19 protein-coding genes are annotated in these 24694 nt (G+C 68.7%); 7 read left to right on the top strand and 12 right to left on the bottom strand.

Translation table 11 applies throughout. The features are described from left to right. Window positions 1-160 precede the first annotated feature (160 nt). From PWS46_RS26105 to PWS46_RS26095, 3 genes are all read right to left on the bottom strand, one after another. The gene (locus tag PWS46_RS26105; RefSeq protein ID WP_434623881.1) at window positions 161-3595 is read right to left on the bottom strand and encodes a PAS domain S-box protein; all 3435 of its coding nucleotides are present in this window, start codon (window positions 3593-3595) and stop codon (window positions 161-163) included. Then, window positions 3595-5232, bottom strand: coding sequence for a hypothetical protein (locus PWS46_RS26100; protein WP_434623879.1), 1638 nt, complete (start codon window positions 5230-5232; stop codon window positions 3595-3597). The genes PWS46_RS26105 and PWS46_RS26100 overlap by 1 nt, the downstream gene beginning before the upstream one ends. A gap of 208 nt (window positions 5233-5440) precedes the next feature. After that, window positions 5441-6160, bottom strand: a complete 720-nt coding sequence (locus PWS46_RS26095) for a LuxR C-terminal-related transcriptional regulator (RefSeq protein WP_434623877.1) — start codon at window positions 6158-6160, stop codon at window positions 5441-5443. A gap of 297 nt (window positions 6161-6457) precedes the next feature. Between PWS46_RS26095 and PWS46_RS26090 the strand changes: the two genes are divergently transcribed. Then, window positions 6458-6937 carry a response regulator gene (locus tag PWS46_RS26090; protein ID WP_434623875.1) on the top strand — a complete coding sequence of 160 codons (480 nt, stop codon included), beginning with the start codon at window positions 6458-6460 and terminating at the stop codon, window positions 6935-6937. After that, window positions 6934-7995, top strand: a complete 1062-nt coding sequence (locus PWS46_RS26085; protein ID WP_434623873.1) for an HD domain-containing phosphohydrolase — start codon at window positions 6934-6936, stop codon at window positions 7993-7995. The genes PWS46_RS26090 and PWS46_RS26085 overlap by 4 nt, the downstream gene beginning before the upstream one ends. 16 nt (window positions 7996-8011) lie before the next feature. On the opposite strand, the gene PWS46_RS26080 is transcribed toward PWS46_RS26085, so the two are convergent. The 7 genes from PWS46_RS26080 to PWS46_RS26050 all read right to left on the bottom strand — a co-directional run bounded on the left by PWS46_RS26080 (window position 8012) and on the right by PWS46_RS26050 (window position 15811). Next, window positions 8012-8437, bottom strand: a complete 426-nt coding sequence (locus PWS46_RS26080; RefSeq protein WP_434623871.1) for a hypothetical protein — start codon at window positions 8435-8437, stop codon at window positions 8012-8014. Between the two features lie 155 nt (window positions 8438-8592). Beyond that, on the bottom strand, window positions 8593-8988 hold the full coding sequence (locus tag PWS46_RS26075; RefSeq protein ID WP_085092067.1) for a hypothetical protein: 396 nt from the start codon (window positions 8986-8988) through the stop codon (window positions 8593-8595). Between the two features lie 209 nt (window positions 8989-9197). Continuing rightward, window positions 9198-10967: a gamma-glutamyltransferase gene (gene ggt / locus PWS46_RS26070; RefSeq protein ID WP_434623869.1), complete on the bottom strand. Its 1770-nt coding sequence runs from the start codon at window positions 10965-10967 to the stop codon at window positions 9198-9200. 194 nt (window positions 10968-11161) lie between these two features. Further along, on the bottom strand, window positions 11162-11485 hold the full coding sequence (locus PWS46_RS26065) for a YgaP family membrane protein (RefSeq protein WP_434623867.1): 324 nt from the start codon (window positions 11483-11485) through the stop codon (window positions 11162-11164). A gap of 93 nt (window positions 11486-11578) precedes the next feature. After that, on the bottom strand, window positions 11579-13843 hold the full coding sequence (locus tag PWS46_RS26060) for a response regulator (RefSeq protein ID WP_434623865.1): 2265 nt from the start codon (window positions 13841-13843) through the stop codon (window positions 11579-11581). A gap of 136 nt (window positions 13844-13979) precedes the next feature. Then, complete coding sequence (locus tag PWS46_RS26055; RefSeq protein WP_434623863.1) at window positions 13980-14861, bottom strand: EamA family transporter; 882 nt, start codon at window positions 14859-14861, stop codon at window positions 13980-13982. A gap of 281 nt (window positions 14862-15142) precedes the next feature. Beyond that, the gene (locus PWS46_RS26050; RefSeq protein ID WP_434623861.1) at window positions 15143-15811 is read right to left on the bottom strand and encodes a hypothetical protein; all 669 of its coding nucleotides are present in this window, start codon (window positions 15809-15811) and stop codon (window positions 15143-15145) included. 109 nt (window positions 15812-15920) lie between these two features. Here PWS46_RS26050 and dnaE point away from each other — a divergent pair, with 109 nt between their 5' ends. Beyond that, the gene (gene dnaE / locus PWS46_RS26045) at window positions 15921-19412 is read left to right on the top strand and encodes a DNA polymerase III subunit alpha (RefSeq protein WP_434623859.1); all 3492 of its coding nucleotides are present in this window, start codon (window positions 15921-15923) and stop codon (window positions 19410-19412) included. 6 nt (window positions 19413-19418) lie between these two features. Here the strand turns inward: dnaE and PWS46_RS26040 are convergent, their stop codons facing one another. Further along, entirely contained in the window at window positions 19419-19973 is a 555-nt protein-coding gene (locus PWS46_RS26040) for a hypothetical protein (RefSeq protein WP_434623857.1), read from the bottom strand. 206 nt (window positions 19974-20179) lie between these two features. Here PWS46_RS26040 and PWS46_RS26035 point away from each other — a divergent pair, with 206 nt between their 5' ends. Both PWS46_RS26035 and PWS46_RS26030 read left to right on the top strand, forming a co-directional pair. Beyond that, window positions 20180-21064 (top strand): hypothetical protein, encoded by an 885-nt coding sequence (locus PWS46_RS26035; RefSeq protein ID WP_434623855.1) that lies wholly within the window; start codon window positions 20180-20182, stop codon window positions 21062-21064. Then, the gene (locus tag PWS46_RS26030; RefSeq protein ID WP_434623853.1) at window positions 21061-22020 is read left to right on the top strand and encodes a DUF1624 domain-containing protein; all 960 of its coding nucleotides are present in this window, start codon (window positions 21061-21063) and stop codon (window positions 22018-22020) included. The genes PWS46_RS26035 and PWS46_RS26030 overlap by 4 nt, the downstream gene beginning before the upstream one ends. A gap of 40 nt (window positions 22021-22060) precedes the next feature. Here the strand turns inward: PWS46_RS26030 and PWS46_RS26025 are convergent, their stop codons facing one another. Then, complete coding sequence (locus PWS46_RS26025) at window positions 22061-22513, bottom strand: MarR family winged helix-turn-helix transcriptional regulator (protein WP_434623851.1); 453 nt, start codon at window positions 22511-22513, stop codon at window positions 22061-22063. A gap of 463 nt (window positions 22514-22976) precedes the next feature. Between PWS46_RS26025 and rimO the strand changes: the two genes are divergently transcribed. Further along, on the top strand, window positions 22977-24296 hold the full coding sequence (gene rimO, locus PWS46_RS26020) for a 30S ribosomal protein S12 methylthiotransferase RimO (protein ID WP_434624416.1): 1320 nt from the start codon (window positions 22977-22979) through the stop codon (window positions 24294-24296). Window positions 24297-24318: 22 nt separating this feature from the next. Next, a complete protein-coding gene (locus PWS46_RS26015; RefSeq protein WP_434623849.1) occupies window positions 24319-24666 on the top strand; it encodes an HNH endonuclease in 348 nt (115 codons plus the stop codon). Window positions 24667-24694 lie beyond the last annotated feature (28 nt).

The raw sequence follows: 24694 nt of genomic DNA, 5'->3' as shown, positions 1-24694 counted from the left end.
AGACAGCCGATCACCACGCACTCTAGACCTTTAAATCCATTTCGTCACCGGTATCACTGATGATACTAAAGATCTGCGACTGCAGGTCGCTGTTTTCCTTGAGAAATTACTTCATCCACAGCCTGAAACAAAGCAATCCTCGCCGGGATGTTTCATTTCCTCATACCGTCGCATGTTCGGCTTTGCTGCCGGCTGCCGGCCGGATATAGGACGACAGCGCCTCCAGCGTGGCGTCGGCGACGGGACCGAGCGCTTCGGCCAGCGGATCGCCGTCGGCGCAGCCGCCGGGGCTCTGCACCCGCTGTTCGAGCAGCGAGGCCAGACGGCTGAGCCGCACGGCGCCGATGTTTGCCGCGGTTCCCTTCAGGGTATGGGCCATGCGGACCAGTGGCGCGCCATCCCGCCCAATCCCTTCCCGCCGGGCCCCATCGCGAATCGCGGCAACGCTGTCGTCCACCGTCCGCCGGAAGGCGGTCACCGTCTGGTCCCAGGCTTCGTCGCCGATCACCGAACGCAACGAGTCGGCCTGTTGGGCATCCAGCAGCGGCGCCGTGCGCCAATGCTCCGGGTCACTGGCGGCAGGCGACAGAGCGGGTGGCGGGACGGGACGGGTCATGGCGGACCGGCCGGCGTTCGCCCCATCCCCGGCCCCGTCTTCCGGCACAACGTCCGCCCCAACCTCCGCCGCCCGCGGCGCGGCGGCCGTCCTCAGCACCTCGTACAGGTCGGCCGACACGATGGGCTTCGTCAGATAGGCGGTCATGCCGGCCGCGAGATATTCGGCGCGGTGGCCGGGCATGACGTTGCCGGTCAGCGCGACGATCGGCAGGCGGCCCGTCTCCCCCGGCATGGCGCGGATGTGCCGGGTGGCGGTGACGCCGTCCATCACCGGCATCTGCACGTCCATCAGGACGAGGTCGAAGCCGCCCTCCTCCACCAGCCGCACCGCCTGCAGCCCGTCCTCCACCGCGGTCACGCGATGGCCGGCGCGGCGCAGCATGGTGACGACGATGTCGCGGTTGATCTCGTTGTCCTCGGCCACCAGCACATGCAGGCCCGCCGCCGCCGGAGTTTCCGAAGCGCCGGCCGGCACCGGTTCCGGCGCGCAGGGCACGGAGAGCACGCCGGCCGACGGGTCGGCGGCGGGTTCGCAACGGACGGTGAACCAGAAGGTGCTGCCCTTGCCCTCGGCGCTGGTCACGCCGATGCGCCCGCCCATCAGCATCACCAGCTCGCGGCTGATCGCCAGCCCCAGCCCGGTGCCGCCGAAGCGCCGGGTGGTGGAGCTGTCGGCCTGGGTGAAGCGGCGGAACAGGGTCGGCTGCACGTCCTCCGGGATGCCGATTCCGGTGTCGGCCACCTCGAACCGCAGGAAGAAGCTGCCGTCCGCAGCCGGCTCGCCCTCCGGCCCGACCCGCACGGCGACGCCGCCGCGGTGGGTGAACTTCAGCGCGTTGCCGACCAGATTGACCAGCACCTGCCGGATGCGGCGCAGGTCGGCGCGCACGCGGTCGGGCACGGCGGGCGCCACCTCCCGCGTCAGGATCAGGCCGCGCCCGCAGGCGGCCGGCTCCAGCAGGTCGATGCTGTCGCCCAGCACCGCGCGCAGTTCGAAATCGACCGGCTCGACCTCCGCCTTGCCGGCCTCCAGCTTGGACAGGTCGAGGATGTCGTCGATGATCTGCAGCAGCGCGTTGCCCGACCGGTTGGCGACCTCCAGCAGCTGGCGCTGGTCGTCGTCCAGGTTCGGCCCCTCCACCAGGGCCAGCGCGCCGAGGACGCCGTTCATCGGCGTGCGGATCTCGTGGCTCATCGTCGCCAGGAACTCGCCCTTGGCGCGGTTGGCCTGATCGGCCGCCTCCTTGGCGCGGCGCAGGCTGGCCTCGATCTCGCGCTGGGCGGTGACGTCGCGGAGCGCGCCGGTGACATAGCGGCGGTCGCCCTCGCGCCAGCCGGCCAGCGTCACCTCCAGCGGGAACTCGCTGCCGTCCTTGCGGCGGCCGGTCAGCTCCCGCACCTCCGACCGCGGGACCGCGGCGTCGCTTCCGCGGTATGTCGCCAGCAGCCCGTCATGCACCGCGCCGACGGCGCTCGGCATCAGCCGGGTCATCGGCCCGCCCACCACGTCGGCGGCGCTGTAGCCGAACAGCCGCTCCGCCGCGCGGTTGAAGGCGTCGATGGTGCCATGCTCGTCGATGGTGACGATCGGCTGGCCGACCGCTTCGAACATGGCGCGATAGCGCGCCTCGCTGGAAGCCAGCCGGTTGGCGGCCTGCTCCCGCTCGGTGACGTCGGTGGCGGAGCCGCGATAGCCGCGGAAATGGCCGCCCTCGTCGAAGACCGGGCGGCCGCTGACGCTGAAATAGCGCAGGCCGGCCGCCGTCATCACCCGGTAGCGGAAGTTCCGGAACGGCTCCCGCCGCTCCATCAGCTGGCGGTGCCGCTCCCATTTGGGCCCGTCCCCCGGCTCGCGCAGGGCGACATCCTCCCGCCGCCGGCCGATGGGCAGCGTGCCGTTGGCGACATGCGGCACCAGCGGCCCGGCCAGATGCGAGAAGCGCAGGTCGGCGTCCATCTCCCAGAACCAGTCGGAGGCGGTCTCCGCCTGATCGCGGAAGCGTTCCTCGCTCAAGGCCAGCCGGCGGGCCAATGCGGCGAGCCGCGCCGTCTGCCGCGTCGCCAGCAGAGCCATCCCGACCAGAATGACGCTGCAGGCCGCCGCCGCCAGCAGATAGAGCCGCTGCCGCGTTCTGGTGTCGGCCAGGAAGGACGCCTCGTCGAAGGCGGCGATGACGATCAACGGATAGGTCGCCAGGGTCCGGAAGGACTGCAGGCGCGGAATGCCGTCGATCACGCTGGAAACGCGCAGGAACCCGGTGGGCTGCCGGCGCGCCATCAGCAGAACCGGCGATTCGCCGACGTCGCGGCCGACGATGCGGTCGCTCATCTGCGACCGGGCGCGCAGGATGCCGTCGGTGCCGACGATCGCCACCGCCCCGTTGGGACCGACGTCCAGCTCCTCCAGCGAACGGCTGAAATAGAAGGGGTCGATCGACGCGACCAGCACCCCGGCGAAGCTGCCGTCGTCGTTGTCGACGCGCCGCGTCAGTTGGATCGACCATTTGCCGGATGCCCGGCCGAACACCGGCTTGCCGATGTACAGCCCGGCATGCGGGTTGTTGACGTGGACGCGGAAATGCTCGCGGTCGGCCAGACGGACGCGGGCCGGCGCATCCTCCACGCTGGTGTGGGTGAGGTCGCCATGCCCGTCGATCACCGCCAGCTGCACCAGGATGCCCGACCGCTCCACCGCCTGCCGCAGCATGCGGGTCAGGCCGGGGGTCCAGCTGTCGCCATGCTCGTGGAAGTCGTCGATCAGGAACTGCAGGATCTGGTCGGCTTCGGCGATGGTCCGGGTCGTTTGCTCGGCGACGACGCGGGTGAGGTTGCCGCTGTCGCGCTCGGCCCGTGCCATCGCCTCGGCATCGTCGTAATGGGCGAGCGCCAGGGCCGCCGCCCACAGCCCGGCGGCGATCACCAGGGTCGCCGTCCAGATGGCGGCGATGAAGCCCTGCAGATGAAGGCGCCCGCCCATCAGCGCCGCTCTCCCGCACCGTCCGCGTGCCGCGGATCGCCTCCATAGTCCGCCTGCCGCGGATTGCCTGCGGCAAGCGCCGCCACCCCGCGCGCCAGCCGCGGCAGATCGACCGGCAGCGGCAGCAGCAGGTCGGCCGGCCCACCGGCCTCGACGCCCACCCCTGCGGAGGCGGGTCCCGAGGCGGCGTAGAGGACGCAGGGAAGGTCCGCCCGCAGCGCCTTCAGGCGGCCGGCCAGCGCCTGGCCGGCCGGAAGCGCGCCCAGTCCCGGCCCGATCACCACCGCATCGAAGAAACCCGGCTCGTCGGTGACGACCTCCAGCGCTTCGCGCAGATCCTCGCAGACCGAAACCTCGAACCCCTGCCGCTCCAGCCCGGTCTGGAACCGGTCGCCGGACGCCGGATCGCCATCCACCACCAGGATCTTGTATGCCGGGGCGACTTGATGCCGCGCCGGGGCCTTGGCCGCGCGCGGGACGGACGCCGCCGGCGATGCGGCGGGGATCTGGAGCCGCACCGCCGTGCCTTCCACCGGGTGGGTCAGCAGGCTAAGGCCGCCGTCGTGGCGCCGCGCCGTCTGCAGGGCCGCCGGCCAATGGGCGTCCTCCGTCCCGGCCGTCTGGCCCCGGCGGTAGCAGGCGCGGGCGGCCAGCAGGGGATCGGCCAGCCCCGCCAGCGCCTCGTCCGCCAGCGGCGGGCCGTCGACCCTCAGTTCGAACAGCACGTGCGGACCCGGCAGCGGCGTCAGCAGCGGGCGGACGGTCCAGCCGGCCGCGGCGGCAATGGCGTCCGGATCGCCGGTCGGATTGTGGGCGTCCGCCGGAAAGAAGGCGCGCAGGCAGAGCCGGGCATCGCCGCCCCTGCCGGTGGCGGCGAGGATCTCCGCCGCCAGTCCGGCCAGCGCCCGCGCCAGCAGGCCGGCGTTGCAGATGGGGTCGGGCGTACCGGCGTCATGACGGATGGAAAAGCTGCCCGGCGCCGCCGGCACCGAGCGCAGAAGCGCCGCGGCCTCGTCCAGGACCGTCGCGGCCCGTTCCGGCTTCAGAGGAACCGGCTCCGTCCTGGCTTCCGCCACCAGCCGGCGGAGGCCGGAGCGGGCGCGGTCGACGGCGGCGACGGCCCGCCCCGCATAGTCGGCCTGCGGCGAGCCTTCCGGCAGGTCGCAGACGAGGAAGTCGGCATAGCCGGCAATTGCGCCCAGCGCGTTGTTCATGTCGTGGACGATGGCGCCGGCAAGGTCGGCGCGGGCATCCATCGCCGCGATCTGCTGGCTGCGCAGCCGCTCGCCGGCCTGCCGGCCGCACTCCCGCAGTGCCCCTTCAAGCGCGGCGACATGAGCCGCAGTCACGGCTGAGGTATCCGCCGCCGGCACGTCCGCCCGGTCGTCTCCGGCGGGACGGCGACGCGCGCTCCGGATCGACAGAAGCGCCAGCCCGCCCGCCGCACCGCTGCCGGCCGCCATCAGGGGAAGCAGCCAGGGCAACGCCTCGCGCAAGGGTTCGAGCCCGGACAGAAGAAGCACCGTCGCCCCGGCCAGCGCGGCGATCGCGGGCACCGCCACGCCGCTGCCGGAAGCGCCGGCTGGAACGGTTCGGCCCGCGCGCGGCCCGGACAGGGAATGGTCGGATGGGCTCATCGGCGACTCGGGTTGCAGCGACTCGGGTTGTGGCAGCCTTGCGGTTGCACCTGCCCCGGCGGCGCCGGACTAAGGCGGACTGGCGGGCCAGGGAAGCGAGAACGGGGTAACCATACCACAAAGGGCGGGACCATGATGCTGGGACCACCCCTATGGGGTCCCCCATGCGATCATGCACCCATCCATTCGGTGGAGCTTGGTGGCGGGATCAGGGCGACGCTTCGTTCAGGCTGCGCGACAGCAGGCCGGCCTGCTGGGCGCGGCGTACCGCGTCGGTGCGGTTGCGCGCCCCCAGCTTGCGCAGGATGCGGCGGGTGTGCAGCTTGACCGTGACCTCCTGAAGGCTGAGATGCCGCCCGATCTCCTTGTTGGTGGCGCCGGTGGCGAGCATCGACAGCACCTGCTGCTCCCGGTCGGTCAGGGGGGACGACGGCGCCCCCTCCTCCGCAGGCGGCCCCTCCTCCTCCTCCGCCTCGTCGATGTCGAGCGACAGGTCGGTCATCTGCATCAGGTCGAGTGCCACGCATTTCGGCACGAAGCTGCCGCCCTCCGCCACCAGACGCAGGGCCTGGGCCAGGATGCGGCGCGGCGTGGTCTTCGGCAGGAAGGCCTCGGCGCCGCAGCGCAGAACCTCCAGCGCGGTCAGCGCATCCTCCGCCCCGGTCACCACGGCGACCGGCCCCTGGACCCCCGAACGGCGCAGCACGCTGATCGGATCGCTCCCCTCCGCCCCCGGCATGCGCCAGTCGAGGACGATGAGGTCGTACCGGAAGACCGCCGCGGGGGCGCCGTCGTCCGGATCGCCCTGGGCCGGCAATTCCAATAACGAACCGATGCAGCCGATCTCCGCATCCGGCCATGCCTGACGGATCGACAGCTCCAGCGCGTCCCGGAACAGGGGATGGTCGTCCGCCACCAAGATCTTCATCAACCAGCCTCCGCCACCTTCGGCCCACACTCATCCCAAGGTATCAATATTCCCTGTTATGCCGTCCGAAATCTTAAGTTTTCGTGGCTTTGCCATATTTCACGTCGGTCATAATTGCGCCGGAGCGTCCTGGACGGCTTTTTTCGGGACGCGGGATAATATCCCCACTATCCCATTTCCCGCCCGCGCTATCCCAGACACAGCAGGTGCGCGCATCGGTAGACGTCTATGCTGTGGCTTAGCGAATTCTATCCGGTGCAACCCACCGGTGTATGGCGGAAGACGGAAGCGGCGACCATGGACATGACCCTTTACGAGCTGCGGCCCAAATCCGCCCCCAAATCCACGCCCGCAACCGATCCCGCCGCCCCCGCCGGTTCCGTCCTGCTGGTCGACGACGATCCCGATTTCCGTGAGATGGTGCGCACCGCCTTCCAGCGCGCCGGCTACGCCGTGCTGGAGGCGGAGAACGGCAATGCCGCGCTGGCCATCATGGCCGGCCACCCGGTCGATCTGGTGGTGACCGACATCATCATGCCGGAGGCCGACGGGTACGAGGTGATCCTGCGGCTGAAGGAGCAGGCATCGCGTCCGCCCCTGATCGCGGTGACCGGCGGCAGCCTGCGCCTGCGGATGGAACTGCCTGGGATGGCCCGGCTGCTGGGCGCCGAGGCGGCCTTCGAAAAGCCGGTCGACCTGAAGGCCCTGCTCGCCGAAGCCGGACGCCTGATCGCCGCCCGCAAGGCGGCAGAACGAGAGGCGGGAGCCGCAGGATGAACATCCTCATCGTCGACGACGACCGCACCAATCTGTTCATCATGGCCGCCATCGTCCGCCGGCTGGACGATGCCGAACCGGTCACGATGGAAAGCCCGCTCGACGCCGTCGAGTGGCTGCGCGGGAACGAGCCCGACCTGATCCTTCTGGACCAGATGATGCCGGACATGGACGGCATGGAACTGCTGCGCCACATCCGCGACGATGCGCGGCTGGACACCGTCCCGGTGGTGATGGTCACCGCCAACACGGCGGTCGACATCCGCGTGCGGGCGCTGGACGAGGGCTGCAACGATTTCCTGACCAAGCCGGTGGTCGTGCCGGAGGTGCAGGCCCGGCTGCGCAACCTGCTGGCCCTGCGCCAGAGCCGCGCCCTGCTGCGCGACCGCGCCGCCCTGCTGGCCACCGAGGTGGAGCGGGTGACCGCCGCCCTCCAGCGCCAGGGGGAGGAACTGGTCACCCGCCTGTCGCGCGCCTCCGAATACCGCGATCCCGAAACCGGCGCCCATATCGAGCGGATGGCGCTCTATTCGCGGCTGATCGCCGAAGCGGCCGGCTGCGGCGCCGCCTATGCCCAGGAATTGATGAAGGCGGCGCCGATGCACGACATCGGCAAGATCGGCATTCCCGACATGATCCTGCTGAAGCCGGGGCGCCTGAGCCCGGAAGAGATGACGGTGATGCGCCAGCATTCAGCCATCGGCCACCGCATCCTGGCCAACAGCGACATCCCGCTCCTGCGGCTGGCGGCGGAAATCGCGCTCGGCCATCACGAGAAGTTCGACGGCAGCGGCTATCCCAACGGGCTGGCCGGAACCGGGATCCCGCTGTCCGGCCGCATCGTCGCCATCGCCGACGTGTTCGACGCCCTGACCTCCACCCGCCCCTACAAGCGGTCATGGACGCTGGACGAGGCGCGCGCCTATATGGTCCAGAACCGCGGCCTGCATTTCGACCCGTCCCTGCTCGACGCCTTCCTGTCGCGCTGGGACGAGGTCTGCCGGATCCACCACGAGAACGCCGACGAACTGCCGCATCCGGTCCCGCTCGACGCATGAGCCGAGCGGCGCGCCGTCAGTTGACGATGCGCCAGGTGCCGTCGGGCTGGAGACAGGCGGTGCCGTAGACCGGCTGCGACCGGCCGCCGACCATGGCGCGGCTCTGGTATTCGCGGCATTGCTGACCGCTGCGCGAATAATAGACCGGGCCGGCCGGATCGACGCCGACCGCGGCAGGCGGCGGCGCATAATATTGGACCGGCGGCGGGGGTGCATAGACGACCGGCGGCGGCGCGTAATACTGCACCACCGGTGGCGGCGGGGCATAATAATGGTAGGGGCGGTAATAGCCGTAGCCGGGGAAAATCGGCCCGACGCCGATGCCGACCGACACCGACGTGCGCGCCTGCGCCGTTCCCGGAACCGACACCACCGCGGCGGCGGCCACGGCCGCCAGCATCACAGCACCCAGGGCGACCGCCCTCCGCACCGTCTTCATCATCCGTCTCCCGCCACGACGCGGGACTGCTGTCCCGCCGATCGCCCAGCCGATCGCCCAGCCGATCGCATGGCTCCGGCGGGCATCATACACCGGTCCCGCGGCGCATCACAGGGGCTGCGCGCGCGGGGTCCCGTCCAGGGCGCTAAGCAGGACGATCAGATGTCGAGCGGCAGGTTGTCGGGGTCGAAGCCCAGCTGCTCCACGATGGCGCGGGCGAGCGGGATGCTGGTCTCGAAGCGCCATTCGGCCATGCCGGGGCGGTATTCCGACACGTTGGGCCGGCCATTGGCGAAGCGGCGCGGGTGCAGCTCGTACCAATAGATGTCGCTCAGCGACACGCCCTGTTCCTGCGCATAGGCCTCGGCGATGCGAGGCCAGTCATTCACGGCGGGCTGGGGCGACCCGGCCGCCTTGGCGATGTCGGTCTGTTCCAGGAAGGCGACGATGCGCTTCCCCTCGCGCTCGAAATCTGCGACCCGGATGGTGACGGGCTGCTTTCCTTCACGCTGATAGGTCCACTCGCGGTTCTTCTCGACCAAGGCCTTATCCACGGCAAATGCTCCGGTTCACTCCTGCAAAGGCTAACCGACCGGCCCGCCTTAAGCCAACTGTTCCGTTGCCTTATCCGAACAGGCACGGGGCTCCCGGCCCTGCACCGCCCGGCAAGGCGGATCGCAGGTTACCAAAGCACGCTGCTTTTTCTTTGTATACGGGAATGTGGAGCCCGGCCTTTCAGCCGGGCCCCCGTCACTCTTCTCCCTCAATATCCGATCGTCATGCCGTCGGGGTTGCGCGGGTCGGAATAGCCGTACAGCCCGTCGTCGCGCAGCTGGATGGTCTGGGTGCGGCCCATCGTCGGCTTCACCACCACCTTGTGGCCCATCTGTTCCAGCAGCCGCACGGTGTCGGGGCTGAGCCCCTTCTCCACCCGCAGCTCGTCGGGGGTCCACTGGTGATGGACGCGCGGCAGGGCGGCGGCCTCTGCCGGATTCATGGCGAAATCGATGTGGTCGATCACCGTCTCCATGGTGGTGGTGATGATGCGGCTGCCGCCGGGGCTTCCGGTGACCAGCCAGGGCTTGCCGTCCTTCAGCACGATGGTCGGCGACATCGAGCTGAGCGGCCGCTTGTAGGCCTGGATGGCGTTGGCGTCGCCGCCGATCAGGCCGAAGGCGTTGGGCACGCCCGGCTTGGCCGAGAAATCGTCCATCTCGTTGTTCAGCAGGATGCCGGTGCCCGCGGCGACGATGCCGCTGCCGAAATTGAGGTTCAGCGTGTAGGTGGTGCTGACCACGTTGCCCTGGCTGTCCGCCACCGAGAAATGGGTGGTCTGGTCGCTCTCGTAGGGCGCCGGCTTGCCGGGCTTGATGCTGCTGGCCGGGGTCGCCTTCTCCGGATCGATCTTCGCCGCCAGCTCGTCGGCGTATTTGCGCGAGGTCAGGCCCTTCACCGGCACCTTGGTGAAGTCGGGATCGCCCAGATATTCGGAGCGGTCGGCATAGGCGAGCTTCATCGCCTCCGCCATCAGGTGGATCGCCTTGGCGCTGTCGGGGCCGTAGTCCTTCAGCGGCCAGCGCTCCAGGATGTTCAGCATCTGGATGATGTGCGTCCCGCCGGAGCTGGGCGGCGGCATCGACTTGACCGTATAGCCGCGGTAGGTGCCGCTGACCGGCTCGCGCTCCACCACCCTGTAGGCCTTCAGGTCCTCCTTGGTGATGTAGCCGCCGTGTTTCGCCATTTCCGCCGCGATCCTGTCGGCGATGGCGCCTTCATAGAAGGCCTTCGCCCCCTGCTGGGCGATCATCTCCAGCGAGTTGGCGAGGTCGGGGTTGGCCAGCGTCTCGCCGGCGGTCAGCGGGCGGCCGTCCTTGAAGAAGATGGCTTTGGTGGCGTCCCACGCCGCCAGATGGTCGCGCTCGACCTCCAGCAGGCCGGCCAGCTGCGGCGTGACGGTGTAGCCCTCGCGCGCCAGCTTGATCGCCGGGGCCATCACGTCGGCCAGCTTCATCGTGCCGTATTTTTCCAGCGCATGGGCCAACCCGGCGACGGTGCCGGGGATGCCGACCGCCAGATGGGTGTAGAGCGAGCGGTCGGGGACAACCTTGCCCTGCTGGTCGAGATACATGTCGCGGAAGGCCTTGGCCGGGGCCATCTCGCGGAAGTCGATGGCGACGTCCTTGCCGCTCTTGGCGTCATGGACGACCATGAAGCCGCCACCGCCGACATTGCCGGCGTTCGGCAGCACCACCGCCAGGGCGAAGCCGACGGCCACCGCCGCATCGACCGCATTGCCGCCGCGCTTGAGGATGTCGACGCCGATCTCGGTCGCCAGCCGGTGTTCGGAGGCGACCATCCCGTTCTGTCCGCGGACGGGATAGAAGATGTCGTAGCCGATGTCGTAGCGGACCGAAGCCGGTGCGGAGGTGGCCTTCTGGGCGAGCGCCGGCACCGGCAGCACGAGCGCCGAGCCGACGCAGAGCGCGGCCACCGCCGCGATGGCGGAACGGGATCGGATAGCGGGGAACCACATGCGGTGAATCTCCTGAGCGGGACGTCAGGTCGGGGGCCTCAGCCCGGGTAGGGCAGGATGTCACACCCGCCTTCCCCGGTCTTCACCCCGTCGCTGGTCTGCCCAACAATTCACCATCAGGGTTAATGGCGTCACGCATTCCCGTGAATGGAATGCGACAGACGGTGAACGGATCCGATCCGGCGCGGTGCCGGTCAGTAGGTCTCCGCCATGCGCGAGTGATCGACGCCCCGCGACTCGCCGTAGGAACCGCCCTGGGAGCCGCTATGACCCAGCCGGTCTTGCTGGTGGCCGGACAGGCGTTCCTTGACCGGGCAATGGCCGCTCATGCCGCGGGCGACCAGGGCGGCGCCGACCAGCCCCATGATGGCGCCGGGGATGCTGGCGCCCTTGCGCAGGCCGCCCGCCGCGACGGCAAGGCCGAGACCGGTCGAGACGATGCGCTCGCCCATACCCAGGTTGGTGTGGCCTTCGAACACGCTGTCGTAGGCGTCGCGGATCGTGGATTGGGCGTTCATGGCTGCTCCGGGGCTGAAATGGACGGAAATCGCCTTTCCAACGCCGCAACGCCCCTACCTGTTCCCTTGGACCCTGTTTCCTCGGGGATCCGCTCAGCCCTCCACCGCCGCCATGTCGCGGATGGAGCGGACCAGCCGGGACGGTTCGATCGGCTTGGACAGCACGGTCAGGTCCACCTCCTGCGCCGCGGCGGTGGAGGTCAAATCCTCGGCATAGCCGGTGACCATCAGGATCGGCGTCGCGTCGCGACGGGCGCGCAGGGTGCGGGCCATGTCGAGCCCGGTCATCCCCGGCATCATGTGGTCGGTGACGATCACGTCCGGCCGGAAGCCGTGGTCGAGCAGCGACAGGGCCGCCGCCGCGTCGGCCGCCTCGCGCACCGCGAAGCCCGCCTGTTCCAGATAGCCGGCGGTGGCGCTGCGCACCAGCTCCTCGTCATCCACCAGCAGGACGGCGCAGCCCTCGCCGATGCCGGCCGCGTCCGCCCTTGCCGTCTCCGGCGCCGGGGGCGCGGCGATTCCGGCAGAGGGCGCATCCGCCTCCTGACGGGCGCGCGGCAGATAGAGCGTCACCGTGGTGCCCAGCCCCTGCCGGCTGTCCAGTTCCACCCCGCCGCCGGACTGGGTCGCCAGCCCATGCACCATGCTGAGGCCCAGCCCGGTGCCGCGCCCGACCTCCTTGGTGGTGAAGAAGGGTTCGAAGGCACGGGCGGCCACATGTTCCGGCATGCCGGTGCCGGTGTCGCGCACCCGCAGCACGACATAGTCGCCGGCCGCCATCCCCTCCACCGGACCAGCGCCGACCGACCGGTTGCCGGCCAGGATCCACAGCGTGCCGCCGCCGGGCATGGCGTCGCGGGCGTTCAGCGCCAGGTTCAGCACAGCCATTTCCAGCTGGGTCGGGTCGATCATCGCCGGCCACAGGTCGGGGGCGACCTCCGTCACGATCCGCACCGGCTGCCCCAGCGTGCGGCCGAGCAGGCGGCTGACCCGCTCCACCAGCGCCGCCACGTCGACCGGGACAGGGCGAAGCTGCTGCCGGCGCGAGAAGGCCAGCAAATGCTGGGTCAGGGTCGCCCCCCGCTCCACCGCCTGCAGGGCAAGCCGCGCCGGGCCGGCGATGCGCTCGTCGTCGCTGCGGCTGCCGATGACATGCAGGTTGATGCCGATGGCCTGCAGAAGGTTGTTGAAATCATGGGCGACGCCGCCGGTCAGCTGGCCGATCGCCTCCATCTTCTGGCTTTGGCGCAGGGCGTGTTCGGCCTGCTCCCGCCCCTCCACCGCGCGGCGGGCGGCGTCCATCGCCCAGGTCGCAGCCTCGTACGCGCTGAACTGGCGGGCCAGCGCCCACAGCGACAGCAGCAGCGCGGCGATGCCGACGGCTCCGGCAGCGCCGATGGTCAATGCCTGGATGCGCCACTCGCTCAGCACCGCGTCCAGCCTGCGGGTGACGTTGACGACCAGCGGATAGTCGGCCAGCGCCCGCGTCGCCACCAGACGGGCGCCGTCGCCCAGCCCCTTTGCGGACACGAAGACGCCCGACTTCGCATGCTCCAGCACCTTCAGGAACTGGCCCTGGCCCAGCGGCCGGCCGATATCCGGCAGCATCGGATGGCGGGCCAGCAGGAGGCCGTCGCGCCGCCACAGGCTGATGCTGCCGTCGTCCTCCGGCTGCAGCGCCTTGTAGATGCGTTCGAAATAGCTCAGCTCGATGGCGCCCAGCACCAGCCCGACGAAGCCGCCGTCCGGGCCGCTGATCCGGCGGGCCAGATAGATGGTCCAGCTGCCGTTGCCGCGGTTGCGCACCGGTTCGCTGATGAAGGGCTCGTCGGTGTCGTGGTCGCGCAGATAGGCGAAATAATCCCGGTCGGACACGTTGACCGGCGGAATCGGGTAATAGCGCGAGAAGTTGATCAAATGGCCGTCGGCCGCGATCATCGTCACCGCGTCCAACTGCGGCAGTCCGCTGATCCGCGCCCGCAGCATCTGGTAGGTGTCGCGCCCGCCCATCCGGCGGACATAGTCCTCGGGCGTGGCGATGCCGTCCGCCTTCAGCTGCTCGATGATCGTGGTCAGCACCAGATCGACGCTCTGCGTCGCGCTGGCCGTCTGTTCCGCCAGCGACAGGTTCAGGGTGGACAGCTCACGCTCCGCCCCCGCCAGTTCGCGCTCGCGCATGCTGACGATGTAGTGGATCGTCGCCGTCAGCAGCACGGCGACCGACAGCCCGCCGATCAGCAGCAGGATGCGCAACGGCCGGCTGGCGCGCAGATGGGCCAACCAATGGTAGGACGGCGGAACCGGCGTGCCGCCCGGCGGGCGACTGGCCGGCTGCGCGGTCCTTTCGGGAGAGATCAAAGCTAGCCTATGGTTTAGTGACGCACTGATCGTCCGCAATGATCCGGACGCCATAACGCCGCGTCAAGCTCGTCAAGGTTAATAGGACCTTGACGATTTCGGTCTCCAGACCCCCGCCTCGCGGCCGGGCAGCCCGTCAGGCCCGCGCCCGCACCGGGGAGGGAAGCTTCAGCACCGACAGCGCCAGCCCGGCGAAGACCAGCAGCCCGCCGGCCAGCTTCGCCGCGGTGAAGGTCTCGCCCAGCAAAAGCGCGCTGGAACTCATGCCGAAGATCGGCACCAGCAGCGAGAAGGGGGCGACGAGGCTGGCCGGGTAATGCCGCATCAGGAAGCCCCAGGCGGCGAAGCCGAACAGCGTCGCCGCCGCCGCGATGTAGACCAGCGATCCGACTCCGACGACCGTCAGGGTGGTGAAGGCATGGACGATGCGATCCGGCCCCTCCAGCGCCAGCGACATCGCCAGCAGCGGCAGCGGCGGGATCAGGCTGACCCAGACCATCAGGCTGAACAGGTCGGGCGCCTTGGCCTGCTTCATCACGATGTTCGACACGCCCCAGGCCGCCGCAGCCGCCAGCGTCAGGCCGAGGCCGAGCAGCGAGTCGCCCGCCGGCATCTCCAGCGCGATCAGCCCGACGCCGGCGAAGGCGACCAGCATGCCGCCGATCTGCCGCGGTCCCGGCCGGTCGCCCAGCGCGAAGGCGGCGAAGATGGCGGTGAAGAAGGCCTGCGCCTGCAGCACCAGCGAGGCGAGCCCCGCCGGCATGCCGACATCGATGCCCAGGAACAGCAGCGGGAACTTCACCACGCCCAGCATCACGCCGATGCCGATCACATAGCGCCACGCCACCGGCGGCCCCTTGCCCCACCCCAGCACCACCACCGGCAGCGCCGCCAGCGCGAAGCGCAGGCAGGAGAACAGCAGCGGCGGGAAATCGCGCAATCCGACCTTGATCGCGACGAAGTTGAAGCCCCAGACGGCGGCGACCGCCACGGCGAGCAGGATGTGGGTAGCACGCATGATGGAAAGGCTAAACGGGCGCCGCGGCGGCGGTCAATCGGCGCACGCGCGCGCTCGCCGCGTGGCTGACCTGCGCGTCAACCTCGGTGACATTGAGTTTTCAGCGGCTTCTCTCGGCCGTCATCCCCGCGAAGGCGGGGATCCAGGCTGTTCCGAAAAATCTGCCTTCGGGACTCTGGATTCCCGCCTTCGCGGGAATGACGGCAAAAAGACGCTCATGATGAGATCCGACGCGAAGCGGTTCGACCTTTCAAACGCCTCTCAGCTGGACTCGCAAACCTTTACGGATCCGCGTGCAGGATCCGGCATTCGTCCGACGCGTTGATCGCCCAGGACGATCCCCCCAGCAGCATGGTTCCGAGTTCCCCCAGCCCGCTGCTGCGGAAGCTGACGCGGTGGGCGCGGGCCAGCGGCTCCATCTCCTCCAGGAAGCCCTTGGTCGGCACGGCGACATAGAGGCTGCCGTTGGGCAGGCCGCGGGCGCTCAGCGACAGGCGCGGTCCCATGTCGGCGCTGACGGTCAGGTCGTAGCGTTCGCCGGGCTTCACCACGGCCCCGCTGTCCGACGGGGTGAAGCCCGACAGGATGAAGCCCGATTCGACGGAGGCGGTGCGGAAGGTCAGGCGCGGCGCGGCGTTCTGCCCGACCGGGATCCCGCGCTCCGCGACGCAGAAGCGCTTGCCGCTCGGCGGCGAATGGATGGTGACGGTCCAGCCCTTGCCGGATCCGAAGGGCTTGGCCGGCCCGTCCTCCAGCCCGGCCACGGGGGGAGGCGCGGACGGCGGCGGCGGCACGGTCTCGCAGGCGGAAAGCGCCAGCGCCAAACCGGCCAGCAGGGCGAATGGCGTCGCCGCCCGGACGGCGCGGCGGTCCCTGAAGGCCGGCCGCAGTCGGGCGACGGGTGCAAGGTGCTGCCGGTCCATCGCGGCGTCCTCCCCATCCCTGGTCATGATGCGGCGACTTCCATACCACGTTCGCATGCGCCAGCGCGACGGTCGCGGGAAGCCTCCGGCCTGTGCTAGAACCAGGGGCCCTTCTCGCAGCAAATCTCCGGTTGCCATGCCCCACGCCGACTTCATCCACCTGCGCGTCCATTCCGCCTATTCGCTGTCGGAAGGTGCGATCAAGGTGAAGGAGCTGGTCAAGCTCTGCATGAAACAGCAGATGCCGGCCGTCGCCGTCACCGACAGCGGCAACCTGTTCGGCGCGCTGGAATTCGCGCTGGCGGCGTCGGATGCCGGCGTGCAGCCGATCATCGGCACCGTGCTGGGCATCACCCGCGTCGGTCCCGCCCAGACCAAGCCCGGCCTGCCCGGCAAGGCGGCGGCCACCCCCGACCAGCTCGTCCTGCTGTGCCAGAACGAGGAGGGCTACCGCAACCTGACGGCGCTGGTGTCCAAGGCCTTCCTGGAGTCGGACCCGCTGGCCGGCCCGCAGGTGACGCTGGACGCGCTGGAGGGTCGCTCCGCCGGGCTGATCGCGCTGACCGGCGGCCCCGGCGGCTCGGTCGGCCGGCTGCTGCACGAGGGGCAGAAAGATCTGGCGCTCGACGTTCTGGAACGGCTAAAGCGCCTGTTCCCCGGCCGCCTCTATGTCGAGCTGCAGCGGCACGAGGGCGGGCGCGGCCATTTCGCCACGGTGGAGAACGCCGTCGAGCCGGCGCTGATCGACCTCGCCTATGCCCACGGCCTGCCGCTGGTCGCCACCAACGACTGCTATTTCGCCACCGAGGACATGTACGAGGCGCACGACGCGCTGCTCTGCATCGCCGAGGGCGCCTATCTCAGCCAGGAGGACCGCCGCCGCCTGACCCCCGACCACCGCTTCAAGTCGGCGGAGGAGATGCGGCTGCTGTTCGCCGACCTGCCGGAGGCGGTGGACAACACGGTGGCCATCGCCCGGCGCTGCTCCTTCCTGCTGAAGCCGATCAAGCCGATCCTGCCGCCGTTTGCCTGCGAAGGCGGCCGCACCGAGGATGACGAGCTGCGCGCCCAGTCGCGCGCCGGCCTGGAGATGCGGCTGGAGAAGGTCGTCTTCACCCCCGACATGACGCCGGAACAGCGCGAGGAGACCCGCAAGACCTATTTCGAGCGGCTGGAGTTCGAGCTGGACGTCATCGTCAAGATGAAGTTCCCCGGCTACTTCCTGATCGTGTCGGACTTCATCAAATGGGCGAAGAACCAGGACATCCCCGTCGGGCCGGGCCGCGGGTCGGGCGCCGGCTCCGTCGTCGCCTGGGCGCTGACCATCACCGACCTCGACCCGCTGCGCTTCGGCCTGCTGTTCGAGCGCTTCCTGAACCCAGAACGCGTGTCGATGCCCGACTTCGACATCGACTTCTGCCAGGACCGCCGCGAAGAGGTCATCCGCTACGTCCAGAACAAGTACGGCTACGACCGCGTCGCCCAGATCATCACCTTCGGTAAGCTGCAGGCGCGCGCCGTGCTGCGCGACGTCGGCCGCGTGCTGCAGATGCCCTACGGTCAGGTCGACAAGATCTGCAAGATGGTGCCGAACAACCCGGCCAACCCGGTGACCTTGCAGCAGGCGCTGGACAGCGAGGAGATGCTGCGGCAGGCGCGCGACGGCGACGACACCGTGCGCCACCTGATCGACATCGCGCTGAAGCTGGAGGGTCTGTACCGCCACGCCTCGACCCACGCCGCCGGCGTGGTGATCGGCGACCGGCCCTTGCAGGAGCTGGTACCGCTCTACCGCGACCCGCGCTCCGACATGCCGGTCACCCAGTTCAACATGAAATATGTCGAACAGGCCGGTCTGGTGAAGTTCGACTTCCTGGGATTGAAGACGCTGACCGTGCTGAAGACGGCGGTCGACCTGATCCCCGAGAAGCCGGACCTGACCACCGTTCCGCTGGACGACGAGAAGAGCTACCAGCTGCTCAGCCGCGCCGAGGCGACCGGTGTGTTCCAGCTGGAAAGCTCGGGCATGCGCGACGTGCTGCGCCGGCTGAAGCCCAACCGGCTGGAGGACATCATCGCGCTGGTGTCGCTCTACCGTCCCGGCCCGATGGACAACATCCCGAAATACATCCGGGTGAAGAACGGCGAGGAAAAAGCCGACTACATGCATGACAGCCTGGAAGGCATCCTGAAGGAGACCTTCGGGATCATGATCTACCAGGAACAGGTCATGCAGATCGCCCAGGTGCTGTCCGGCTATTCGCTGGGCGGCGCCGATCTTCTGCGCCGCGCCATGGGCAAGAAGATCAAGGAGGAGATGGACAACCAGCGCAAGATCTTCTGCGACGGCGCGGAGGCGCGCGGCGTCAAGGCCGATCTGGCCAGCATGATCTTCGATCAGGTCATGAAGTTCGCCGGCTACGGCTTCAACAAGTCCCACGCCGCCGCCTACGCCCTGGTCGCCTATCACACCGCCTATCTGAAGGCGAACCACCCGGTGGAGTTCATGGCGGCGTCGATGACGCTCGACCTCGGCAACACCGACAAGCTGAACGTCTTCCGGCAGGAACTGACCCGGCTGCGCATCAAGCTGCTGACACCGGACATCAACAAGTCCGACTCCATCTTCGGGGTGGAGCAGCTGCCCGACGGGACCAAGGCCGTGCGCTATGCGCTCGCCGCCGTCAAGGGCGTCGGCCTGCCCGCCATGCGGGCAGTGGTGGAGGAGCGGCGCAAGAACGGCCCGTTCAAGAGCCTGTTCGACTTCGCCCGCCGTCTCGATCTGAAGACCATCAACAAGCGCCAGCTGGAGAATCTGGCCTGCGCCGGCGCCTTCGACGGGCTGAACCCCAACCGCGCCCAGGTCCATGCCGCGCTTGAGAGCATAATTAGCTATGCTCAAACTGAATCCGCTGAGCGCGCAGCAGGCATGGATAACCTGTTCGGACGCGGTGATGGTGGACTTCCGGAACCAAAACTTCCCAAGGTGAAGGATTGGGAACCGCTGGAAAAGCTGAAGCACGAGTTCGGTGCCATCGGCTTCTACCTGTCGGCCCACCCGCTGGACGCCTATTCCGGCCCGCTCGGCCGCATGAAGGTGGTGCGCTCCGCCGAGTTGCAGACGGCAATCGCGAAGGGCGGCTCCACCCGCTACAAGATGGCGGGCATCGTCGTCTCGAAGAAGGAGAAGACCGCCAAGTCCGGCAACCGCTTCGCCTTCGTCGAGCTGTCGGACGCCACCGGCGGCTATGAGGTGACCCTGTTCTCCGAGGTGCTGGCCGTCAACCGCGACCTGTTGGAGCCCGGCCGCCCGGTGCTGATGACGGTGGACGCCCAGTTGAACGGCGAGGAGGTCCGGCTGACCTGCCAGGAGATCAAGCCGCTGGAGGAGGCCGTCGCCTCGGTCAGCGCCGGCCTGCGCGTGGTGCTGCGCGATCCCGGCCCGATCGAGCATCTGCGCGCCACGCTCGACCGGTTGTCGCGCGGCAAGAGCCGCATCAACGTGCTGGTGGAGGTCGATCCGCTGAAGGAGATCGAGATCGAACTGCCCGGCAGCTACACCATCACTGCGCAAAGCCGCTCCGCCCTGAAGGCGGTGCCGGGCGTGGTGGAGGTGGCGGAGCTGTAAGGCGGCCTATTTGAACTTGCTGCCGAAGAACTGCCCGAACTGGGTCTTGTGCGTGTCCTTGCGTTCCTTGACCATCGTGCTCGAACTGTTCAGGGGAACCCGGTAGTAGACGACCCAGTCTTCCGGCCGGTTCCTCAGCCAGGGTTCGCAATTGTCGCAGGGGCTGTAATCGACGTAGACGTGGCAACGCCCGTTTCCGTCGGTCCACAGCGCGTATTCATGCTCGCCGATCAGAATGGCGGTCTGTTCCGCATGCTGTTCCTTCTGCGACGATGCGAAGGGATTGTTCGGGTTGATGTCGTCGGACATCTCGTTGAAGACCGGATCGAGGCCGGCATGCAGGCGCGACGAGCCGAAGCAGACGGAGAAGTCGGCATATGTCGGCAGGGCCGAGGTCTTCTTCACCGCGACGGCGGCGTTGCACGACTCATACCCGAAGCCCAGATTCTTGAACCCGTGGAAAGAGACGAAATGGTGCTTCGCCGCGGCGTAGAGGTCCAGTCCGGGGCTGCCGTGCGGAAGGGCGGTGGTGCTGAGATTGATCATCTGATGGATGGTCATAGTGTGCTCGTCCATAAGAAGAATACGATCTGGGTGCAGCACGCCAGGGGTGGAAAACCTGGAGATAGGAGAGACTAACACGGGTGTATGCCGCACACCATCACGGTGTCGGTGACAACGGCCGTCAGGCCGATTGTGCATTGTTCCCCCTGCCCGCCTCGGTTAAGGGTGGAGCCCTTCAGCCATCCAGCCCCTGCCCTCCCCCGATGCCCCGCTCTCCCACCGCCTTCGGCCGCTTCATAGCCATCGACTGGTCCGGCGCCCGCGGGAAGCGCTATGCCGGCATCGCGGTGGCGGAGTGCGCTGCGGGCGACGCCGCTCCCCGGCTGGTCGAAGGTCCCGGCGGCTGGTGGTCGCGGACGGCGGTGTTCGACTGGCTGCGTGCCGAATTGCCTCGTGAGCCGGCTCTGGTCGGGATCGACTGCGCCTTCTCCCTGCCTTTCGCGGTGGCGGCGCGCGGCTTTCCCGGCCGGCAGGCAACCGTCTTCGACCTGTGGGACGCGGTGGAGGAAATCTGCGCGGACGAGCCCGACTTCGGCGGCGGTCCCTTCGCCAGCCACCCGCTGCACGGCGCCGGCTTCTGGCATCGCGGGCCGCAGCCGGACTGGTACGAGGACCCGCATCGGGCCACCGAATGGGCCTGTCGCGCCGACGGGCTGGGTCACCCGCAGAGCCCCTACAAGCTGATCGGGTCAAAGCAGGTCGGCAAGGGCGCACTGGCCGGCATGCGGGTGCTGCGCGCCCTGCGCGCCGCCCTGCCGGGCCAACTGGCGGTCTGGCCCTTCGAGGATCCGGCGCCGGGGAAAAGCGTGATGGTGGAGATCTACCCCCGCCTGTTCCTGAAGCACACCGGCTTCGGCCAGCGCAAGATCCGCGACGGCGCCGAAATGGACGAGGCGTTGATTCGCCTGGGCTCGCACCCGCTGCAGCGCTCCGGTATGGTCAGCGACCATGACAGCGACGCGCTGGTGTCGGCCGCCGGCCTGCGCTGGCTCGCGGCACAGGCATCCGCCTGGACGCCGCCCGGACTGGACGACACCGCGCGGCGGCAAGAGGGATGGATTTTCGGGGTGGGGACGACCGCATCATGACGGCAATCGGCATCGCGCCGGAACAGCAGGACCTTGCGCGGGGCTCCCGCCGTCCGGCCATCGATGTGGCGCGCGGGCTGGCGCTGGTCGCCATGGCGGCCTATCACGGCAGTTGGGACGCCACCTATTTCGGGCTTGCCCGCTTCGACCTGCTGGGCGATCCGCTGTGGCTGGCGGCGCGCGCCGTGATCCTGTCGAGCTTCCTGCTGCTGGCCGGCATCGGGCTGGTGCTGGCGACCCGCGACGGGCTCGATCCGGGGCGCTTCCTGCGCCGGCTGGGGCGGGTGGCGGCCGGGGCGGCGGCTGTATCGGCGGCGTCCTACGTCCTGTTCCCCGACAGCCCGATCTTCTTCGGCGTGCTGCACCACATCGCGGTGGCGAGCGTCATCGGCCTCGCCTTCGTCCGCCTGCCGGCCGCCGTAACCCTGGCGGCGGCGGCTGCCGCGGTGCTGATCGGAACGACGCAGGGCTTCCTGCTGTTCGACAGCCCGTGGCTGCGCTGGATCGGGCTGACCACGGTGGCGCCGGACTCCAACGATTTCGTCCCGCTGCTGCCCTGGATCGGCGGCGTTCTGGCCGGGATCGGGCTGGCGCGGCTGTGGCCGGCGATGGGCGAGGGCGTGGCGGTGACCGGCGGCGCCGGGCGGCTGCTGGCTTTTGCCGGACGGCACAGCCTGGCGGTCTATCTGCTGCACCAGCCGCTGCTGTTCGGGATCGCCTGGGCCGCGGCACAGCTGTCGCCAGTGGAAACGCCCGCCGCACGCGATTTCCAGGCAGCCTGCGTATCGAGTTGCGAGCGCGCCGGGGTGTCGTCGGCGACCTGCACCGCCAATTGCCGTTGCGTGCAGTCGGAGCTGGTGCGGATCGGGGTGTGGGAGGGATTCGTCGCCAACCGCCTCAGCGAGCGCGATCAGCGCGGGCTGGAGGCCGCGGTCGCCGCCTGCCGCAAGCCCTGACGGCTGCAGGCAGATCGGCCCAAAACCAGACGGCCCGAAATCAGACAGACTGCCGCTTTTCCAGCAGGCCGCGCAGCAGGCTGGTCAGCGTCTCGGCCAGCTTGTACTGGTCGTCGCCCGGCAACCCGGCGATGACGCCGGCGAAGTCGTTCAGCGGGTCGTGGCGCAGCAGTTCCAGCGCCTTCGGCGTCGGATGCAGCTGGGTGACGCGGCGATCCTCCGGAACCGGCACGCGGACCAGCAGCTCCTTGCCCACCAGAACCTCCACCATCTGCGAGGCGGCCCCGCGGGTGGTGGCGTGGAAGTCGGCGAAGGCCGAGACGGTGCGCTGGCTGTTGTTGGCCCCGGCGAAATAGCGCAGCGCCGTCCACTGCGACGGCTTCAATCCGTGGGTATAGCCAAGGCTGTCGGCGATGTGGGCGATCTGAAGCATGACGTCGGCGATGGCCTGCGGCGAGGCGCCGCCGGCATGATCCGGTTCGGTGAAGTCCATGGCGGCTCCAATGGATCCGGCCCCGATCGACGTCCGATCCAGCGCCCCGTTGTTCCGCATTGCCAGCCGCCCCGCAGCAACGCCGCGCACTTTTGCAAAGTCCATTTTTTCCACTCTATAAAGTTTAGTGGCTATACGATGGCCGTATCAAAAGGCAGCGGCCATCGCTGCAAAGCGGCGGCCACGTCGATCATGACACCATTGCATATATTAACGTGATTGAACAAAAAACGGAACATCGAACACTTCATCCTTTTGTTGCAAATTGTCGCATTGCCTTGGCTTCGACCAAAGGACCGGTGGCGCCGGAACCCCAGGCAAACACAGGCGGAATCGGCATGCCGGCCATGCCGACGGGCTTTGTCGTCATGTTTCACTGGCGTAATCCCCGATTCGGCGGTATACGCGCGCGATGACCACATCCCCCGTTCCGAAGTCCGCATCGCCGGCCGCCGCCCAGACCATGGGCGCCCCGAAGGTCGGCATCGTCAGCCTCGGCTGCCCCAAGGCGCTCGTCGACTCTGAGCGCATCCTCACGCGCCTGCGCGCGGAGGGGTACGAGATCTCCCCCAGCTACGACGGCGCGGACGTCGTTCTGGTCAACACCTGCGGCTTCCTCGACAGCGCCAAGAAGGAGTCGCTGGACGCCATCGGCGAGGCGATCAAGGAGAACGGGCGGGTCATCGTCACCGGCTGCATGGGCGTGGAATCGGACATGATCCGGCAGATCCACCCCGACGTGCTGGCGGTCACCGGGCCGCACCAGTATGAACAGGTCGTCAGCGCGGTGCATGACGCGGTGCCGCCGACGCACAACCCCTTCACCGATCTGGTGCCGCCGGAAGGGCTGCGGCTGACCCCGCGCCACTACGCGTACCTGAAGATTTCCGAAGGCTGCAACAACCGCTGCAGCTTCTGCATCATCCCGTCCCTGCGCGGCGATCTGGTCAGCCGGCCGATCCATTCGGTCCTGCGCGAGGCGGAGAAGCTGGCGGTCGCCGGCGTCAAGGAACTGCTGGTCATCTCCCAGGACACCAGCGCCTACGGCGTCGACGTGAAGTACAAGACGGAGAAATGGTACGACCGCGAGGTCCGCACCCGCTTCTTCGACCTGTGCAACGAGCTGGCGAACTTCGACCTGTGGGTCCGCCTGCATTACGTCTACCCCTATCCGCATGTGGACGAGGTCATCCCGCTGATGGCGGAGGGGAAGATCCTCCCCTATCTCGACATCCCGTTCCAGCATGCCTCGCCCACAGTGCTGAAGGCGATGCGCCGCCCGGCCGCCCAGGAAAAGCAGCTGGACCGCATCCGCAAATGGCGCGACGAGTGCCCGCATCTGGTCCTGCGCTCCACCTTCATCACCGGCTTCCCCGGCGAGACGGAGGAGGACTTCCAGTTCATGCTGGACTGGCTGAAGGAAGCCCAGCTCGACCGCGTCGGCTGCTTCAAGTACGAGCCGGTGGAGGGCGCCACCGCCAACGACCTGCCCGGCGCCGTCCCGGAAGAGGTCAAGCAGGAGCGTTGGGAACGCTTCATGGAGACGCAGAAGGCGATCAGCGCCGAACGGCTCCAGCAGAAGGTCGGCTATACGCTGGGCGTTCTGATCGACGAGGTCGACGAGGACGGCGCCATCGGCCGCTCCTACGCCGATGCGCCGGAGATCGACGGCAACGTCTTCCTGAACGGCGAGACCGGCCTGAAGCCGGGCGATATGGTCGACGTCACCATCGAGCATGCCGACGAATACGACCTGTGGGGCAGCGTCGAGCGCGACCTGTAAGGACCTGACAAGAGGAAGCGCCATGCCCGTGACGCCGGACGATGCCAGGCTGATGGACGTCCAGCAGGGCGGGCGCTGCTTCTTCTGCGACGGGCCGGTCGGGGCGAAGGCCACCTTCGACCATCTGATCCCCCAGGCCTATGGCGGGATCGACGATCCGGCCAACGTCGTGCTGGCGCACCGCCGCTGCAACCAGCGCAAGGACGACCGGCTGCCGACCGCGGAGGAACTCGACCGCTTCTTCGCGCTGCGCCGCTCCAGCCGGCTCGGCGTCTGGCCCCCCTTGCGCGCACTGCGGGACGCGGACGAATGGGCGGAGGAGGAGGAGCGGTGGATGACGGTGGCCCGGGCGATCGCCCGGCAAAGCTGAGGTCGACCGCAACCGCGACCGAAACCAA

This window comes from Azospirillum sp. B2RO_4, assembly GCF_051124815.1.
Taxonomy (GTDB): domain Bacteria; phylum Pseudomonadota; class Alphaproteobacteria; order Azospirillales; family Azospirillaceae; genus Azospirillum.
Note: the sequence above shows the minus strand (reverse complement) of the source record. Positions and strands in the feature narration are given on the sequence as shown.

Coding starts and splice junctions, on each gene's coding strand:
- PWS46_RS26055 (WP_434623863.1), bottom strand. CDS start 14,861: ATGCGTGCTACCCACATCCTGCTCGCCGTGGCGGTCGCCGCCGTCTGG.
- PWS46_RS26040 (WP_434623857.1), bottom strand. CDS start 19,973: ATGACCATCCATCAGATGATCAATCTCAGCACCACCGCCCTTCCGCAC.
- dnaE (WP_434623859.1), top strand. CDS start 15,921: ATGCCCCACGCCGACTTCATCCACCTGCGCGTCCATTCCGCCTATTCG.
- PWS46_RS26025 (WP_434623851.1), bottom strand. CDS start 22,513: ATGGACTTCACCGAACCGGATCATGCCGGCGGCGCCTCGCCGCAGGCC.
- PWS46_RS26035 (WP_434623855.1), top strand. CDS start 20,180: ATGCCCCGCTCTCCCACCGCCTTCGGCCGCTTCATAGCCATCGACTGG.
- PWS46_RS26080 (WP_434623871.1), bottom strand. CDS start 8,437: ATGATGAAGACGGTGCGGAGGGCGGTCGCCCTGGGTGCTGTGATGCTG.
- PWS46_RS26085 (WP_434623873.1), top strand. CDS start 6,934: ATGAACATCCTCATCGTCGACGACGACCGCACCAATCTGTTCATCATG.
- rimO (WP_434624416.1), top strand. CDS start 22,977: ATGGGCGCCCCGAAGGTCGGCATCGTCAGCCTCGGCTGCCCCAAGGCG.
- PWS46_RS26030 (WP_434623853.1), top strand. CDS start 21,061: ATGACGGCAATCGGCATCGCGCCGGAACAGCAGGACCTTGCGCGGGGC.
- PWS46_RS26015 (WP_434623849.1), top strand. CDS start 24,319: ATGCCCGTGACGCCGGACGATGCCAGGCTGATGGACGTCCAGCAGGGC.
- PWS46_RS26100 (WP_434623879.1), bottom strand. CDS start 5,232: ATGAGCCCATCCGACCATTCCCTGTCCGGGCCGCGCGCGGGCCGAACC.
- PWS46_RS26105 (WP_434623881.1), bottom strand. CDS start 3,595: ATGGGCGGGCGCCTTCATCTGCAGGGCTTCATCGCCGCCATCTGGACG.
- PWS46_RS26050 (WP_434623861.1), bottom strand. CDS start 15,811: ATGACCAGGGATGGGGAGGACGCCGCGATGGACCGGCAGCACCTTGCA.
- ggt (WP_434623869.1), bottom strand. CDS start 10,967: ATGTGGTTCCCCGCTATCCGATCCCGTTCCGCCATCGCGGCGGTGGCC.
- PWS46_RS26065 (WP_434623867.1), bottom strand. CDS start 11,485: ATGAACGCCCAATCCACGATCCGCGACGCCTACGACAGCGTGTTCGAA.
- PWS46_RS26095 (WP_434623877.1), bottom strand. CDS start 6,160: ATGAAGATCTTGGTGGCGGACGACCATCCCCTGTTCCGGGACGCGCTG.
- PWS46_RS26090 (WP_434623875.1), top strand. CDS start 6,458: ATGGACATGACCCTTTACGAGCTGCGGCCCAAATCCGCCCCCAAATCC.